We start from the raw sequence: 17,683 nt of genomic DNA, 5'->3' as shown, positions 1-17,683 counted from the left end.
TTTAATATTAATACAAAAAAATAGTAAGGAATTATCCTTACTATTTTTTATATTCTAATAATTTATCTATTATTTCTTCTTGTTCTTTCAAATCTTTATTCCTCTTATAAAGTTGTATACCCTATTCCATATTTTTATAATAACTTAAAGATATATTATTAGATTCAATATCTTCAATTATTACACTTTCAGCCTTATTTGTCTTTTCGTCAAATACTAAATTTAAATTTAAACCATCCTTATTTAAAGAATAAGATACTAAATTTTCATTATCATTACTAACAAATCCATCTATTTTTTTTAACTTATCATCTATTATTTTGCCTAACTCTAGAGAACTATCTTCCTCTATACTTTCTGCTACTTTATAATATGCTTCATACAAACTACTTTTATTTTCATTTAGTAAGTTTACTAATTCCTTTTGTTCTTGTACGCTTTCTGGATACATCTGAAAACTTAATATTCCATTTGCTTCTAATATGTCTTGATAATAAACTTCTACATAAGTTTCTTCTTTATCTTCCTTAGTTATAATATATGAAGCAAATTTTATATCTTCTAAATTTTCTTTTTTATCATTATCTAAATAAGAAACACTAAGAGATTTATTACCTTCTTTGAATGTATAAATTTTAGTTGAATAATCTTTTTGTTCTCCATTTTCACCAGTTAAATATACAATTCCATCTGAAATATCTACTGTTTTATCCTTAAGCCTTTCTTCTAAATCCACAGCTTTTATTTCATTACTATTTTGTTCACTTTTTACAACTTCAAAGTATGTATTTTTTAAGATTTCTTTATTTTCTATTGTGCTAGTGTATCCTGTAATAAGTAAACTAAATATAGTTGTAAGTCCTATTATTTTAACATGTAAATCTTTTATCACATCTATTTCCCACTTTTTATTTAGTTTATTATTTCTTAATTAAATTGTTTTATATTTCATGTATCCACATTTATTTCAACTTTCATAAAGGTTACTTTTCCTACCAATTGTACTCTACTATATCTATAAGTCTATTAATACACTTTTAAGATTCTCTATCCAATAATATATATTTAAATACTCATATTTATCTTCTAAATTTGAATTAGCTAATAGTGATACTAAATACATTTTGCAGGAAGCTAAAATTCCAACTTTCAATAAAGTGTCCCATGTTCTTCTAGTTAATTTATATCCAATATAATTTTCTAAATTCATTTTATAATAATTTAGTAGTATAGTTTTATCAAATTTAACATTTACAGATGTCATAAGATACCAAAATACATCTAATGTACAAGGTCCACATACACTATTAGCCCAGTCTATAATTCTTATATCATTTTGATTTATGTAAAGTGTATTATCTGGTCTATAATCTCCATGCAAAAAGGTTTTAGGATAATAAGAAAATATACTATCTATTTCCTTTATTTCATCATATTTATTAAATAAATTTTCTCCTAAAATATCTTTTAATATTATTTCTCCTTTTTGATAATTTTCTTTAAACTCCTCAACTTCACTTACTTTAGTCTTTGTTAAAAAATTACAATATTCATCTACATTTAATAACTCCTTATAATTTATTACATCATGTTCTTTAAATTTAGAGTGGAATTTCGCTAAGTTATTTAAATAGTAAAGACACTCTTTCTCTGAGTTATTTGTTTTTTTGTATACAGACATATCATTCATAAGTATTGCATAGCTATTATCCCCTATGTAATAACCTAAATAAATGTCATTTATAAACTCTTCTAATTTTGAATATATATCATCTTTAAATATAGCTAATTCTCTGCCTTCATCTTTATTTACTTTTACTAGCCAATCTTCCTTTAAATTATTTATTTTTAGATATAGGCTTTTTTTATCTTGCCTAGAAAATAATGTAATTTTATATATTTTAGCTCCTGATAAACCGTTTGTTTTTATATTTTCTAACTTTATATCTCGTAAACCAGGTAGTATTTGCATTAAATAATCCTTACTTAGAAGATCTTTTATTGATTCTTTTTTTAATACACTCAAAAAATTCCTCCCTTAGGTATCTATTTGATCATTCTGTAATGTGCTCCTATACTCACTAGGTGTTAAACCTACTATTTTTTTAAAAACTTTACTAAAATAGTTAGGTTTATTAAAAGATAAATCTATAGATATATTTAGAATAGGTGTATCTGTATCTTTTAACATTTCTTTTGCTAATTCTATTTTTTTATTTGTTATATAGGTTATAAAGTTTATACCAATATCTTTTTTAAAAGTCTTACTCAGATAATTTGGACTTAGATTTATATGATTTGCTACCTCCTCTAGTGTAATATTTTTTTTTATGTTTGAATGAATATAATTTAGTGCTTTGTGTATTTCTTCAGAGTATTGTTCACTCTCTAAATTATATTCCTTTATTAATTCAATATTAGTAGCTCTATCTATTTTAGCTTTATTGCTATTAAAATCAGAATTTATTTTGACTATATCTTTATTTAAAATATAATTTGATATTTGGTACATAAGATCTGCTGCATATTTGACTTCTTCATAAGTCTTTATCTTTATATCTTTATAATATTTAGATAATTCTTCATTATATTTATCCTTTAAAACATTGTTTTCTTCTTTTAAATCTTCTTTTAATCTTACTTGACCTCCTAATATTGCTCCTATATATGTATTATTTGCCATTATAGGTATAGCAAAGTCTACTAATCCTGCATGACACTTGTATATATGTGGCTTTTTTGTAATAGCTGATTGTACCCCTCCATATGCATCACATTTATAACACTTTCCTTTTAATTCATCATTATTTCTTATATATGTACAAAATTTAGTGAAATTACTTTCTTTTGTTATAGGTTCACCTTTATAGTCTACTATAACTGCTCCCATACCAAGTGAATTTGCAAAGCTATCTTGGATATTTTGGAGAACTTCAATTTGAGCATACTCTTCTAGTTCAAAAAACTTCTCCATTAAACTCCCCCTTAAATTATTATTCCTAATTTATAATTTATATTATTTAATTATATATATTTCTACTTATATTTGTTAAACCCTGTCATAAAATACATTTTATTTTTTAGTAAACAAGTTAAATATATTTCTAAATTATTTTAACTGTTATTATAATACCTTTATGACAATATCTAAAATAAATATCTTACTTGTACAATAAAATAGAGCAATAGTTTTTACACTATTACTCAACTTAATTCTTAGTATATATAAAATTATTCATATAACTATATATTTCTAATTAGATAAATTGTAATTTATATAATACCTTTTATTTGTTTCCATTCGTCTTCTAGTATTGCCATCAGAATATCATTAGCATATTCTTTGCCATTCCAAACTGCATCTCTCAATACGCCTTCTCTTTTAAATCCAGCAGCCAAATATGCTTTTTCAGCAAGAGAATTAAATGAATAAACATCTAGTTCTAAGCGATGAAGATTTAATTTTTCAAATGCAAAATCTCTTGTCATTTTTATAACCTAAGACCCTATGCCTTTTCCACATTCGTCATAATGAAATATTCCAATTCAATAATTGGCACTTCTATTATACTTTCACCAATAATTCTTCCATCAGGTGAAATAATTAAAAAGTCATATCTATCTTCTACACATTTTTTGAAAAATTCAACCACTTCATCGTGATCAAATTTTACTATAAAATCTGTCTTGCTAACTCAAACTCAGAATTTATTTCTTCAAATACTTCAGTTATAACAGGATCAAAAGCTATCCCCTTACCATCTAATATAATTTCAACTGCTTTGTCATGTGTAAAAGCTTCTTTATAAGGTCTCTTTGTTGTTAGCGCATCATAAACATCTGCTATTGCCATTACTCTAGCGCTAAGTGGTATTTCTTCTTCCTTTAATCCATCTGGATAACCTGTTCCATTCCACTTTTCATGATGAGATTGCGCCATATCCTTCGCTATATATAAAAAACTTTCTCCATCAGTTTGATTTATCATCCTTTGAATAGTCTCTCCTCCAAGTTTACTGTGAGTTTTCATAAACTCAAACTCTTTTTCATCTAAATAACCATTTTTAAGTAAAGTTTTATCATTTATACCTATTTTACCTACATCATGAAGTGGAGCTGAACGTATCATATCCTTTACATAATCTTTGCTTAATATATCACTATATATATTTCTTTCTACCAAAGCTTTAGTTAGTATTTCTACATACTTTGCAGTTCTTTTAACATGACCCCCAGTATTTTCGTCCCTACACTCAACAAGCTCTGCGATGGATATCATCATAACATCTTGGAGATGTTCTATCATCTCGGTTTTTTCTATTACTTTTTTTTCTAAATCTATCCTATAGTCATATAATTCTAGATGCATCTTTATACGACTTATCATAATTTGAGGAACAAATGGCTTTCTAATAAAGTCTATAGCTCCTTTTTCAATGCCTTTTAATTCACTTTCTATATCTACTTGTGAGGTTAGAAATATTACTGGTATATCAACTAAATCTTTATTAGATTTTATCTTTTCTAAGGTTTCATACACATCCATATCTGTCATATTTATATCTAATAATATTAAGTCTGGTTTGTTTTTAGTTAGAAACCTTAAAGTCTGTACACCAGATGTAAGTAAGCTAACTTTGCAATGTGGTTTTAAAATTTGTTCTGCTCTTTTTAAATTTGTTACGCTATTATCTACGATCAATATATGCTTATTTTTCATAAGTTCTCCCTTTTAATCTTTTATATTCCTTTATATTATACTATCATTCATTAGCCTTTCTAATATTTCAATTTAAATTTTTTCTATTGTAAAATATTAAAAATAAAACTAATATATTTCTTAATAATAGTTAACTTTAAATGTTATTTACTATTATTCATTATTTTATACAATGCATGTGAAGCTTAGCCTCACTTCCTTTTACAACATAACCTTGTCCCTTTGAACAAAATATAGAGTTTGATGTATATTCATTATCACTATTTTTATCATAAGACCTGTGTTCTAAGACATAGTCAGAATTATGACACCTATCATATCCATCAAATATGAAGCTAACACTTGAACTTCCCTTACTAAAAGCAGATAACCCTAAGCTATAATCCATAAAAGTAGCAACAGGCCCTCTACCTTCTATGGTTACTAAATTTTCATTGATAATCGGCGTTTCAAATTCTCCATTCATTTTTTGAATATCTGATATGATTCTTCCCATATAATCTAAGTTTGTCTCAATTTTAAACTTATAGTATGGTTCAAGTAATACATTTTCAACTTTTTCTAATCCTTGTCTTAATGCTCTTAAAGTAGCTTGTCTAAAATCTCCACCACTAGTATGCTTTTTATGTGCTCTACCAGTAAGCAAAGTTATATTTAAATCAACTAATGGGTATCCACCTAATATTCCTCTATGCTCTTTTTCAAATATATGAGTTTTAACTAAATTTTGATGACCTATGGCTAAATCATCTACATGTGCTTTGCTATTAAAAGTGATACCTAAATTTCTAGTATTTGGTTCTACTAGCAAATGAACTTCTGCATAATGACCAAGTGGCTCAAAGTGACCATATCCTATAGTACTTTTTAATATACTTTCTTTGTATAGTATTTCACATTTTCCAAAGTCTACATCTAAGTTAAATCTTTCTTTTATTACTTCTTTTAAGATTTCTAATTGAATTTTTCCCATTACATGTATGTGTATTTCTTTAAGATTTTCATCCCATAAAACATTTAATGCAGGTTCTTCTTTATTTAACATCTCAAAAACACTTAATACTTCTTTTATGTTTAATAGACCATCAAATATAACCTTTGATTTTAATGTTGGAGTCATTTCATATTTGGTTTTTATATTATAAATTTTCTCTATTTCGTCTTTTTCAAAACCATGTTCCATTATGAAATCTCCTGCTACAGTATTATTTAAACCGCTTACAACAAATAATTCTCCACAATTAGCCTCATTTACAGCTTCAAATTTGTTAGAATTGTATTTTCTTATGTTATTTATCTTTTCAGTTATTATTTCTTCATTAACTTTATATAAAACTTCATTTTTCACTTTAATACTTCCTTGTAGTGCTTTTATATAAGTTAATTTATTTTTGTTGTCATCATGTTTTATCTTATATACTTTACCTATAAATTTTTCTTCTAACTTGTAATTTGTATATGTTAAAAAATCTAGCTTTTCTAGGAAATTATCTATTCCTATATCATTAAGAGCTGACCCACTTAATAGTGGATATATTTTTGATTCCTTTATCATTTCTTTGAAATTTTTAATCCAAAGATTGTAGTCATAGTCATCATTTAAATATTTTTCAAATAATTCATCATCTCTTTCAGCAATAAATTCTATAAGCTCTTCACTTAAAGTATTAGTTATATTAGTATTAGTTATATCTATAGCATCTTTAGTTAAGCTATTTTGTATATCTTTTATCACTAAGTTTAAATTAGAGTTTTCTCTATCCATTTTATTTACAAAAAATATTATAGGAACTTTGTATTTATTAAGTAGTCTAAATACTGTTTTTGTATGTGATTGTATTTTATCTACTCCACTTATTATTATAACTGCGTAGTCCATTATAGATATAGACCTTTCCATATCTGGTGAAAAATCTATATGTCCTGGTGTATCTATTAAGTAATATTTAGAATTGTTGTAATTAAACATTCCTTGTTCTGAAAATATTGTTATACCCCTTTGCTTCTCTATGTTATGATTATCTAAAAATGTATCCTTATTATCTACTCTGCCTCTATTTCTAATTGCATTTGTATGATATAGTACTTGTTCACAAAATGTAGTTTTACCAGCATCAACATGAGCTAATACCCCTATTGTCTTATTCATATGTCTCTCCTATTTATATAAATATCAATATTATCCTTAATTATAATAACATTATGTTTTTTAATTTTATAATTTATATTTTATCATATTTAGTAGTTTTGTAGTATTAGTCATATTTTTTAATAGATTTACGCTTTTGATATAATTCTAATTACTTTTCTCATACTGATTTAATCAATTAAATATACATAAGTAAGTCTATGTTTTTATAAATATTAAAAAGAGCAATAAATTTTATATTATCGCTCTTTTATATCATAATTTAGTAAAATTTATAATTTTTAAAATTCTAATAAAAATCAATTTGATGGAGAGAATATAATATTCTCTCCATTTTCATATAAATATTATTCACTTACCCTAATTCTTTCTACTATACTTTCTTTAGAAGTTATTTTGTAAACAATTAAGGGAACAGTTACACTTACTAAAAGTACTAACACTATACACATTGCTAAAGCTTCTATTGAATAGGTATATACAGAATATCTAAGCTTCATAATATTAAATCCTAGAAAAGTAGATAAACTACCTAAAGTAAGATTTACAAAGGTTATTATAACTCCATAATACATACCTTCTAGTGCTAACATCTTTTTAAGCTGTTTTTTAGTCATTCCTACTGCTTCTAGCATTGTAAATTCTTGATTTCTTGACATTATATTCGTTACCATAGTATTTATAAAATTTAAAAATCCAATTAATCCTATTATAAACACTCCACTCATTCCTATAATAGTTATTGTAACTTGAGTTTCTTTAGCTTCTTCTATATATGTTCTTTTTGAAGAAATATGAGTATATGGATTAGAGTACTTTTCATTTAATTTTTCTATATTCTTTTCAACTTCATCTACGTTTTCATCTACATTAACTACTACATTTTGTACATATGATTTTGGTACTATTTTTTTATAGTCATCTTCATTTACATATACATCCATGTTGAAGTTTTCTCCTGCACCAATTATTGCCATTACCTCAAATTCATTCTCTGTATACCCTTCTTCTATAGTATTTCCTTTAAGGTATTTTAACTTAATTTTATCTCCTATTTTTATCTTACTATTTTCATGTCCTCTAATTATTATGTATCCACCTTTGTTAAACTTTTCTATATCTAACTTTCCTTCTATTATATTTCCTTCACCATAATAATCTAACATATTATTTTCTATCATTTCTTTAATTATTTTCCCTGAAGATACTCCATTTATATCTAATGTTACACTTTTGTTAATATCTGCAGCTTCTTTAAAATCATACCCTTGCCAAAATCTTTTTACATGGTCTTCATTTATTGGTTGACTTAATAATTCTTCTTTTATTGCTCCTTCATAAGCTACAGGGCCTAGATAGTCTTTATATATTCTATCTACACTTTTTACTCCATCTAAATTTTTAACATCTTTTATAAATTCTTCATCTATTGGTATGATATTTTCATGTATCCTTGAGTTTTGTGCTTCTCCATGTTGTATTTCTATATCACCTACCATCATACCTTCTGCTGCTCTTTTTGGGTCTGAACTACTTATTATAGTTGATACACTTAAAAATATCATACAACTTAAAGACATAGACGTTAAAACTAATAATGCTTTTTTCTTATTTCTAAACATATTTGAAAGTGCCATTTTATGAATTTTAGAACCACTCTTACCTTTTTTTGCTTTACGTTTTATATTACTATCTCTATCACTATATCTTGTAGCATCTACTTCAGATACACTACTTGCAAGTTTTGCAGGTTTCATACAAGATATTCTTACTGTTATATATGAGAATATAATAGCACCTATAAATATAGCAGGATTGCTTGAATCTATTGATTTTAAACTTGATATAGTAGTAAATTTCATAGCCATAGGAAGTAATATCTTTCCTATTATAACTCCTAAAAATAGTCCTATTGGTATTGCTATTAATGATAATCTATTAGCTTGATTTATTATTAATTTTTTTAATTGTTTTGGTGATGTTCCTATAGTTTTAAGAAGTCCATAGTGTTTTATGTCTTTTACTACTGATATATAGAATATATTATATATTAAAAGATAACCACTTGTAAGTATTACAATTACTAATAAAACTACTGGAAGAGCATTTTTTATAAATTCACTAGGATTTGTTACTTGATTATCTAAAAATGCTGGATTTACACTGTATTTTCCTGAATATGGTTTAATTTCATTAATTAAATCTTCAAGTTGTTTTTCTAAGTTTTTATCATTTTTAAAATTAAAATTTATACATAAAGGACCTATTTCATTATATTTTTTATATTCATTGTAAAAATCATCACTTACATACATATCATGAAGTGGAATAGCTGTTGCTGTCTTATATGTGAAATATCCACTTAATTTAAACTTATAAGTTTTATTTTCTCCAGTATAAGCACCATCTTTAACTACTGGAATATCTATACTCACATTAGTACCTATTTTATGAGGCAGTTTTAACATATCTAATACTTCTATTGGAATAACTATATCTTCTTTAGATTTCGGTAAACTCCCTTCTATCATTTCTGTGTGTATAGAATTTTTTACACTTTGTTTATCATAAACTGCTAAGTTTACAGTTTGAGTTGAAAACTCTGGATTTTTAGCACTATCAATATTTTTAACTATACCTATACTATTTTTGTCTACACTTTCATTATTTTTTATTGTATCTATCTGGCTTTTATCTACCTCTTGCATCTGTACGTGAGAACTTGTTCCATATTCCATCATCATATAACTATTAAAAGCATCCATCATAGATATTCCTACTGTAAATAGTGATGTAAATAAGACTGTGGTTAATGCTATGGCTATAATAGATATAGTATTTCTAATTTTATTAACCTTAAAGCTCCTTTTACTTAGCTTTTTTATAATTTCTTGATTGTTATTTCGTAGCATGGCTCTCACCTCTACTTACAACGTTTCCATCTTCAATTCTTATAATTCTGTCTGCCATTTGTGCTATTTGTTCATTGTGAGTTATCATTATTATAGTTTGACTAAATTTATTGCTAGTTACTTTTAAAAGCCCAAGGACATCTTGTTCAGTTTTACTATCTAGGTTTCCTGTTGGCTCATCTAGTAGTATTATAGATGGTTTTGTGGCTAAAGCCCTTGCAATTGCTACTCTTTGTTGTTGACCTCCTGATAAATTGTTAGGTAAGGCGTCTATTTTTTTACTAAGCCCTAATGTGTTTATTATTTCATATATATATTCACTATCTATCTTACATCCATCAAGTTCTATTGGTAGTACTATATTTTCAAAAACGTTAAGTATAGGAACTAGATTATAGTTTTGAAATACAAATCCAACATTACGTCTTCTAAATATGGTAAGTTCTTCATCGCTCATTTTAAATATGTTATTGTTATCAATTACCACTTCTCCTTCACTAGGTCTGTCAAGTCCTCCTAACATATGTAGTAATGTACTTTTACCACTCCCTGATGTACCTACTATAGCAACAAACTCTCCTTTATCTACTCTTATATCAACTCCATCCAGTGCTTTTACTATATTTTCTTCTGTTCCATAGTATTTTTTTAAATTTTTACTTTCTAATATTTTCATTTAATTAAAATCCCCTTTTAATTTTTTTCATCTTATTTACTTAAATGTTATCATATAAATATTTTAAAAATCCTCACAGTATTGTAATATTGTTTATATGAATAATAACAATTTTGAGATATTTAACAAAAATAAACACTGTTAAATTAACAGTGCTTAATATTTTGTATCTTAATTTTTCATATATACATAAAAAGTTGTTCCTACATCCTTTTTAGATTCTACTTTTATATATCCACTTTGCTTATTTATAATCTCTCTTGCTAGATAAAGACCCACTCCAACACCTTCTGTGTTTATTACATCACAACTTCTATAAAATCGCTTAAATATATGATTAATCTCACCTTCATCTATTCCAATACCATTATCTACTATACTTATTTTAGTAAATAGCTCCATTTTATATAATTTTATATTTATATGCCCATTATCTTTGGTATATTTTACTGCATTTTCAACAATATTAAATATTGCTTCACTAGTCCATTTTTTATCATGATAAAGTTCTAATTTTTCATCAATATCTACATCTATGGATATGTTTTTTTCTTCTGCTTTTAAATATACACCACTAAGTGCATTTGCAATTGTATCACTTATTCTATATCTTTGAATATTTAATGCTATTATTCCATTTTCTAACCTAGACATTTTTATGAGGGACTTAACTAGCCACTCTAATTTATTAACTTGATGTTGCATATTTTTTAAAAATGTTATCTGTTTATCTCTATCTAGTTCTCTATTTATTAAGGTTTCATTATACATAGAAATATTGGCTATTGGAGTTTTTATTTGATGAGAAATATTAGCTATTAAAGACTTTATATTGTCTTTTTCCTCTAAGTATCTGCTATTTTTATTTTCCATAATTTCTATCATATATTTAAATTTATTTTGTATTTTAGATAGTAAAGTGTCATCATTAGTTTCTAAAATTATTTCTTTATCAGATATAAAAGCGTCTATATTATCTATAATATCATTACTAAATTTAATAATATTTACTCTCACAATATATATAAATAATATCCCTATTATTAATGATAAAAATAAAAAACAAAAACTTATATTGTTAATTTTTTTAACTTCCTCAAAAGAGTTTGGATACATATATATAATACTTTCTGTTTGTTGTCGGATTAAAAGAAGTGCTATTATTGATATTATTATATATATAATAGAAAAGTTTATATAATAGTTACTAAAAATATTTTTACTATTTTTCATTCTTTTCACCAACCCACATATATCCCATTTTATATACAGTTTTTATGTATTTATGATTAGACGATTTATCTTCTATTTTACTTCTTAGTCTATTAATATTTACTGTTAGAGCATGCTCTTCTATGTATTCTGAATCATTATCCCAAATTGAATCTATTAGTGCTTGTCTTGTAACTATTTGATTTTTACACTTTACTAATTTTTTTAGTATTTTGTATTCTATTGGTGATAGTAAAATATTTACTTTATTTTTAGTTACTAGCATTTTTTCAAAATTAAATTCAAATTCCCCTTCAACTAGAGTATCTTCGTGTTTTTCTTTATTACTACAACGTCTAAGCAAAGCTCTTACTCTTTGCATTAATATATTTATATTAAATGGTTTTGTTATATAATCATCAGCACCTATTTTAAATCCATTTATAATGTCTAATTCCATATCACATGCAGTTAAAAATAGTATCCCTACATTAGAATTTTCTCTAATTTTTTTACAAAATTCAAATCCATTTCCATCTGGTAAGTTTATATCTAGTATTATTAAATCTATAGTATTACTATTAAAAATATTTTCCCCTTCTTTTAGATTGTATGCATGTATTACATTAAACCCATCTGCTTGTAGATTAAAGCAGATTCCATGGTTTAACATAATGTCATCTTCTACTACTAGTATATTTCTCATTTTGATTTTTCCCCTTTATAAGTTATACATTTTATTATATTACCAAATAATTATATCATTATTTTAAATAATTTTTCAAATTCATATATGCCTTTGTTTAAACTATATCATGTTCAATAAAAATATCATTATATGTTAATGATAAAACTGTAACACTCTAGATTTAAGTATAAAGAATAAGGGTATAATTAATAAAAATTTAAACTTTCAAACTGCAAAGGAGCTTTGACATGGATAAGAAAAAAGTAATTTCAACAACTATAATGTTTTTAGTTATAGTTGCTGCTATAATAGGTTTTAAATCTATATTTGGTGAAATTAATACCTTAGTTGGAGTTGCAGGCATTACAGCAGCTCTTTCTTTACTTGGTACTGATTATACAATAACACCAATAAAAAGTACTATATATTTTGTATTTATTGAAGTATTACTTGGGGTTAGTTCATTTTTAGCATCAACTAATGCTTTTTTAGGATTAGTTATAACTTTTGCCATTATATTTTTTATATTATACCAATTTACATATAATACAAAAAAACCTACATATATTGCTTTTACACTAGGTTATTTCTTTATGCTTTATACACCTGTTAGCATCAATGAATTGCCTACTAGATTAGTATCTCTTATATTTTGTGGACTTTTTATAATGACAGTACAAATGATTGCAAATAAAAATAAGTTACAAAAGCAATCTAAAGTTACTATTAAAACGGTAATAGAGTCTATTAATGAAGAAATAGTATTAATGATAAATAATGATAGTATAGAAAGTGTAAATAATTTAAATTCTAAAACTTATGATACACTAAAAGAGCATATATCAGATGTATATAAAAGATTGGATAAAAATATTGAACTTCCAGTTTCATTAATCCAATCATTATTTATATGTCAATTTTTAGAAAGTGTAAACTTAATACTAGATGAAGTTAAAAACAATACAATTAATGAAGAATTTACTTATATCTTAAATAAAATAAACGCATTACTTTGTAATATAGATGAGTTTATAGATAGAAATATAACAGTTGATGATGTTATACTTAAAATAGATGAATTCTTAATTGCTAGCGAAAAATCTAACTCAAAGTACTACAAAATTTATGAATTACAAGGTTGCGTAATTTTATTAAAAGAAGACTTAATACTTTCAAAAGAAAAAAATTCAAAAGAAGTTTGTGAAAAGTATTTCGTATCAAATGCAGTTGATAGATTAAATGATTTAAAAAATAATTTAAATAAGGACTCTCTTAAGTTTACTTTTGCATTTAGAGGTGCATTAATTACTAGTATTGGTGTATTTGTAGTTGCTTTCTTTAATATACCACATGGTAAATGGTTAGTTTTCAGTTTATCATCTATTGTCCAGCCTTATCTTGAATCTGGACAAACTAAAGGTAGGGAAAGAATCTTAGGAACTATAATTGGATTAATTATATTTGAAATTTTATTCTCTATAGTAACAGATAATTCTATGAGAGCTTTTATTATACTTATAGTTGGATATATTAGTAATTACCAAACAGAGTATAAGTATCAAATGATATGCACAACTATTTCGGCTCTAGGAGCAGCATCTATTGGTAATAATATAAATGAGCTATCTATCAGTAGAATATTTTTCGTTCTTTTAGGTACTATAATTGCTCTATATGCAAACAAAGTAATTTTACCATATAAAATGAGTGATGTTACAAAAAACGAAGTTAAAAATTCTTTAAGTTTAAATGAGCAAATACTTGCCAAATTATACAATACAGGATTAGTGAATGGAACTATTAATGACGATTTAAAGGATGTAATTACTCAAAATATACGTCTTAATAAAAAGATATATTTTAATAATAATATTTTGTTATCAGATGATTTAAATGAATTTGTACATAAGCAACATATATTTATTAATAAACTACGTTTCTTAGTAAATAACTTTAAGAAATACACTAATAAAAATTCATCACATAACTTAGTTTTATTTTACGATATAGATATGCTTTTAAATAAGGATATTTCTACAAAAGATATTATAGATTTCTTAAATAATATAGATGATAGATTGAGTAAGTTAATATTAATAAATGTACTTGAGTTAAAAGAAACTATTATAGAATCTAAAGATATATCAAAAGTTATATACAAAACTCTATAATAAAATAAGGTTATTCATTAAACAAAGTGAATTACTATTAAAAGCTAAATAAACTAAAATAAAAAGCCAAGCTTAATGCTTGGCTTTTTTCTATCTAAATATTATTTACTGCTTTCTTTAATTTTATCATAAGCTTTAACTTTATTTTCAAGTAAAGAATCATAAATAGGAGGGCAATTTAATAAATTAGCTACTAAATACGCAACCCCACAGACTACTATAATAGGTCCTAGCTGAGTAAGTGCTCCACTCATTTCAAATACTAATATAAATCCAGTAATAGGAGCTCTGACAACAGATGTAAACATCCCTGCCATTGCTAATAATATAAAGTTATTTAAATATGAAGTATCTATAGCTCCCATTAAAACTAAAACTTTTCCAAATATAATTCCTACTAATCCACCTAATGTTAAAATAGGAAATAGTATACCTCCAGGAGTTCCTGGTGCAAAACTTATAAGTGAGAATATATATTTTCCTATTAATAATATTATAGCTAATTTAATAGTAAGTCCACTAGCTAATATACTATTTATAAGCTTATCCCCACCACCTAAAACTTGAGGTAAAAACATGCCAAATACAATAGCTAACATAAAAGGTATAATCATTTTATATCTTAGTTTTGTATTTATATTTGAATATATGTCTATAGTTTTAAGTAATCCTTTATTATATATAACTCCACTTAACCCAATAATTATTCCAAGTACTATTAAAGATATGTAGTAATTAGCTGGCATATTTAAAACTTTATCAACTATTAAAGTATGTGTTTCTCCAAAAAATATCCATGTAACTAAATCAGAACTTACACAAGCTGCAACAGCTGTTATAAATAGTACTGGCGAAAAACTTTTATGTACTTCTTCTAAGATAAACATAACTCCAGCAAATGGTGCATTAAATGCTGCTGCAAGACCAGCTCCCGCTCCTGTTGAATATAAATATACAAATTCTTTTTTACTTAGTTTAAATCGTCTAGATATAGCATGTGCAAAACTCCCACCTAATTGAATAGATGGACCTTCTATACCAAGAGATAGTCCAGCTCCCATTGCTAGTACACCATTTACAAATTTACTTACTAAAATTTTAAAAGAATGAATTATTTTTAATCTTCCTTTTAAACAGCCTTCAATTTGTGGAATACCACTACCTGATATCATAGGATTTTTCTCAACTGAATATCCAACAATATATCCTATAATAGCAAACACTAGTATTCCCAAAATTACATATTCCAAGTGATTAGCCATAAAATTATATATATTTAAACTAATTTTTTCTGCATATTTGGAGCATAACCTATACAAGGAAACTATAAATCCTACACCTACTCCTATTAAAATACTTTCAAAAACAATTCTTATTTTAAAAGCCTCTGAGCAATTTCCATTATCAGGTATACAACTATTTTCTAAGTTATCCATTTTATCACCTCGTATATAATATTACCCAATTAAATAGCTACATAACTTTTTCTATTTAAATTTTCTAAAAATAGATAATCTTTATTTATTGTATAGTAAAGCCAAGTCTTAAGCTTGGCTTTACTGTAATTATTCACTTTTTAGTATGTTTATATTATTGTTCTTTTTACCTTCTTTTGACCCGTGTGTATATCCAATTACTTCAAAATGTTTAGCAAATTCTTTAGCATACTCTTCATAATGAGAGCATCTCCCTCTTATGCATGTAGATATATGTATTACATCAACTTCTGCTTTTTTTAATTTTTCTATTTTTATATCTAAACTTTCTAATGGCTTTTCATCACAACCATTACAAGTATTAAAAGCAACTAATTTACAATTACCTTCATATCTTTCAAATGAATCTTTACATTCATTAAATGCTCTAAAGCATCCATTAGCGGTACACCTTTGTGAAACATCCCCACAAGTATATATAGCAACTTTTTTCAATTTCTTCCTCCTATGCTTTTTATTTTTACTGTATTTATATATAATTATACATTATTTTGCCTTTTTTTCAAATTAATAGTAAAATTTATTTTTAAATTTAAATTATAAATATATTTTACAACTATATAAATATAAGCAATTATTCTTATAAATTTATACATTTAAAGGATACTACTTAATGAAACTTAGTTATACAAAATTCCATTCGAATACTAAAAATATTATAAGTATAATAAAATAGGGTATCGTATTTCACGATACCCTATTTTATTCTATATGTTTATCATTATATACAGTATAAATTTCTTTTGTAACTATCAATATGTTCTACTTACTTATTACTTGATATCAAATTCTCTATTTATTTCATTAACATGAATAATTCTATCCTTATAATCTTTAGATTCCTCCATTTTAGATAACTTATCTACAAGAGAATAGTCCCCGCAACAATGCATAGGAAAAGCTAATTTAGTATTAGTGTTTCTCATAAATTCATCAAATCCTAAATAAAAGTATTTTCCTTGTCTAGAATCAAGTGGTACAAATGCAATATCAAAGTATCTATCTTTTATCTTTTCTATTTCATGTTTATACATCTTTTCCATCTTTTTATTTTCACTATCAATTTCACCTTCCCAATGCCACCAATTCAAATCACCTGCATGGTAAATAGTTTTACCTTCTACAGTTATTACAAATGCTACTCCTAGATCTGTTGATTTTAAAGTTTCTATTTTTAAGTCATCAATATACACTGTTTCATTTTCTTTTACAAGGTGAATATCTTCTTCTTTTTTAACTTTTATATCATCTGATAATATGTATTTTATATTTTTATACTTTGACCTTAAGTCAAATATTACCGGACTAAAATGGTCACTATGACTATGACTTGCAAAAATATAAAGTTTTTTGTTTTTGTCAAAGTCTGGTAAATTTCCTTCAAAGTAATCAAATAGTAAGATATTTTTTTCAAGCTCTAAACAAAAGCTACTATGATGAATATATGTTATTTTCAATGTTAACACTCCTTTTACTCTATTTATTATATTCTATATTATTTTTACCCTTATTAGGTCATATAAATTATATACTTTTAAATGTTGTATACTTTTTACCATTTTTAGATTTAATTATATTATATATTATTCAATTATTTTCCTATTACAATATCTATACTTATATATTTATAATGTATTAAACATAGAGTATAATAAGTAA

14 protein-coding genes are annotated in these 17,683 nt (G+C 25.1%); 1 reads left to right on the top strand and 13 read right to left on the bottom strand.

Features of this window, described 5'->3' with window-relative positions; translation table 11 throughout:
* Positions 1 to 121 precede the first annotated feature (121 nt).
* The 10 genes from ABCP60_RS03875 to ABCP60_RS03830 form a co-directional block, all read right to left on the bottom strand.
* Entirely contained in the window at positions 122 to 892 is a 771-nt protein-coding gene (locus ABCP60_RS03875; protein WP_343101300.1) for a hypothetical protein, read from the bottom strand.
* A 123-nt stretch (positions 893 to 1,015) separates the two neighbouring features.
* The gene (locus ABCP60_RS03870) at positions 1,016 to 2,026 is read right to left on the bottom strand and encodes a phosphotransferase (RefSeq protein ID WP_343101299.1); all 1,011 of its coding nucleotides are present in this window, start codon (positions 2,024 to 2,026) and stop codon (positions 1,016 to 1,018) included.
* A gap of 12 nt (positions 2,027 to 2,038) precedes the next feature.
* On the bottom strand, positions 2,039 to 2,974 hold the full coding sequence (locus tag ABCP60_RS03865) for a PocR ligand-binding domain-containing protein (RefSeq protein WP_343101298.1): 936 nt from the start codon (positions 2,972 to 2,974) through the stop codon (positions 2,039 to 2,041).
* A gap of 299 nt (positions 2,975 to 3,273) precedes the next feature.
* Complete coding sequence (locus ABCP60_RS03860) at positions 3,274 to 3,489, bottom strand: GNAT family protein (protein WP_343101297.1); 216 nt, start codon at positions 3,487 to 3,489, stop codon at positions 3,274 to 3,276.
* Between the two features lie 184 nt (positions 3,490 to 3,673).
* Complete coding sequence (locus tag ABCP60_RS03855) at positions 3,674 to 4,720, bottom strand: HD domain-containing phosphohydrolase (RefSeq protein ID WP_092926013.1); 1,047 nt, start codon at positions 4,718 to 4,720, stop codon at positions 3,674 to 3,676.
* Positions 4,721 to 4,880: 160 nt separating this feature from the next.
* A complete protein-coding gene (locus ABCP60_RS03850; protein WP_343101296.1) occupies positions 4,881 to 6,869 on the bottom strand; it encodes a translation factor GTPase family protein in 1,989 nt (662 codons plus the stop codon).
* Between the two features lie 347 nt (positions 6,870 to 7,216).
* Positions 7,217 to 9,781, bottom strand: a complete 2,565-nt coding sequence (locus ABCP60_RS03845; protein WP_343101295.1) for an FtsX-like permease family protein — start codon at positions 9,779 to 9,781, stop codon at positions 7,217 to 7,219.
* Positions 9,768 to 10,457, bottom strand: a complete 690-nt coding sequence (locus ABCP60_RS03840) for an ABC transporter ATP-binding protein (RefSeq protein ID WP_343101294.1) — start codon at positions 10,455 to 10,457, stop codon at positions 9,768 to 9,770. The genes ABCP60_RS03845 and ABCP60_RS03840 overlap by 14 nt, the downstream gene beginning before the upstream one ends.
* 171 nt (positions 10,458 to 10,628) lie before the next feature.
* Positions 10,629 to 11,690 (bottom strand): HAMP domain-containing sensor histidine kinase, encoded by a 1,062-nt coding sequence (locus tag ABCP60_RS03835; RefSeq protein ID WP_240275854.1) that lies wholly within the window; start codon positions 11,688 to 11,690, stop codon positions 10,629 to 10,631.
* Positions 11,680 to 12,375: a response regulator transcription factor gene (locus ABCP60_RS03830; protein WP_343101293.1), complete on the bottom strand. Its 696-nt coding sequence runs from the start codon at positions 12,373 to 12,375 to the stop codon at positions 11,680 to 11,682. Before ABCP60_RS03830 ends, ABCP60_RS03835 begins: the two co-directional genes overlap by 11 nt.
* A 230-nt stretch (positions 12,376 to 12,605) precedes the next feature.
* Between ABCP60_RS03830 and ABCP60_RS03825 the strand changes: the two genes are divergently transcribed.
* Positions 12,606 to 14,528, top strand: coding sequence for an FUSC family protein (locus tag ABCP60_RS03825; protein ID WP_343101292.1), 1,923 nt, complete (start codon positions 12,606 to 12,608; stop codon positions 14,526 to 14,528).
* 101 nt (positions 14,529 to 14,629) lie between these two features.
* On the opposite strand, the gene ABCP60_RS03820 is transcribed toward ABCP60_RS03825, so the two are convergent.
* The 3 genes from ABCP60_RS03820 to ABCP60_RS03810 all read right to left on the bottom strand — a co-directional run bounded on the left by ABCP60_RS03820 (position 14,630) and on the right by ABCP60_RS03810 (position 17,481).
* Positions 14,630 to 15,964 carry a ClC family H(+)/Cl(-) exchange transporter gene (locus ABCP60_RS03820; protein ID WP_195929173.1) on the bottom strand — a complete coding sequence of 445 codons (1,335 nt, stop codon included), beginning with the start codon at positions 15,962 to 15,964 and terminating at the stop codon, positions 14,630 to 14,632.
* A 129-nt stretch (positions 15,965 to 16,093) separates the two neighbouring features.
* Entirely contained in the window at positions 16,094 to 16,459 is a 366-nt protein-coding gene (locus tag ABCP60_RS03815; protein WP_195237674.1) for a CGGC domain-containing protein, read from the bottom strand.
* A gap of 338 nt (positions 16,460 to 16,797) precedes the next feature.
* On the bottom strand, positions 16,798 to 17,481 hold the full coding sequence (locus ABCP60_RS03810) for an MBL fold metallo-hydrolase (protein WP_343101291.1): 684 nt from the start codon (positions 17,479 to 17,481) through the stop codon (positions 16,798 to 16,800).
* Positions 17,482 to 17,683: the final 202 nt, after the last annotated feature.

Source organism: Romboutsia sp. MSSM.1001216sp_RTP31141st1_G3_RTP31141_220114, from assembly GCF_039031195.1.
Classification (GTDB): Bacteria; Bacillota; Clostridia; order Peptostreptococcales; family Peptostreptococcaceae; genus Romboutsia_C; species Romboutsia_C hominis.
Note: the sequence above shows the minus strand (reverse complement) of the source record. Positions and strands in the feature narration are given on the sequence as shown.

Excerpts from the sequence above, each read along its gene's own strand:
- ABCP60_RS03860 (WP_343101297.1), bottom strand. The coding sequence starts at position 3,489 with ATGACAAGAGATTTTGCATTTGAAAAATTAAATCTTCATCGCTTAGAA.
- ABCP60_RS03855 (WP_092926013.1), bottom strand. The coding sequence starts at position 4,720 with ATGAAAAATAAGCATATATTGATCGTAGATAATAGCGTAACAAATTTA.
- ABCP60_RS03850 (WP_343101296.1), bottom strand. The coding sequence starts at position 6,869 with ATGAATAAGACAATAGGGGTATTAGCTCATGTTGATGCTGGTAAAACT.
- ABCP60_RS03825 (WP_343101292.1), top strand. The coding sequence starts at position 12,606 with ATGGATAAGAAAAAAGTAATTTCAACAACTATAATGTTTTTAGTTATA.
- ABCP60_RS03820 (WP_195929173.1), bottom strand. The coding sequence starts at position 15,964 with ATGGATAACTTAGAAAATAGTTGTATACCTGATAATGGAAATTGCTCA.
- ABCP60_RS03835 (WP_240275854.1), bottom strand. The coding sequence starts at position 11,690 with ATGAAAAATAGTAAAAATATTTTTAGTAACTATTATATAAACTTTTCT.
- ABCP60_RS03840 (WP_343101294.1), bottom strand. The coding sequence starts at position 10,457 with ATGAAAATATTAGAAAGTAAAAATTTAAAAAAATACTATGGAACAGAA.
- ABCP60_RS03845 (WP_343101295.1), bottom strand. The coding sequence starts at position 9,781 with ATGCTACGAAATAACAATCAAGAAATTATAAAAAAGCTAAGTAAAAGG.
- ABCP60_RS03830 (WP_343101293.1), bottom strand. The coding sequence starts at position 12,375 with ATGAGAAATATACTAGTAGTAGAAGATGACATTATGTTAAACCATGGA.
- ABCP60_RS03865 (WP_343101298.1), bottom strand. The coding sequence starts at position 2,974 with ATGGAGAAGTTTTTTGAACTAGAAGAGTATGCTCAAATTGAAGTTCTC.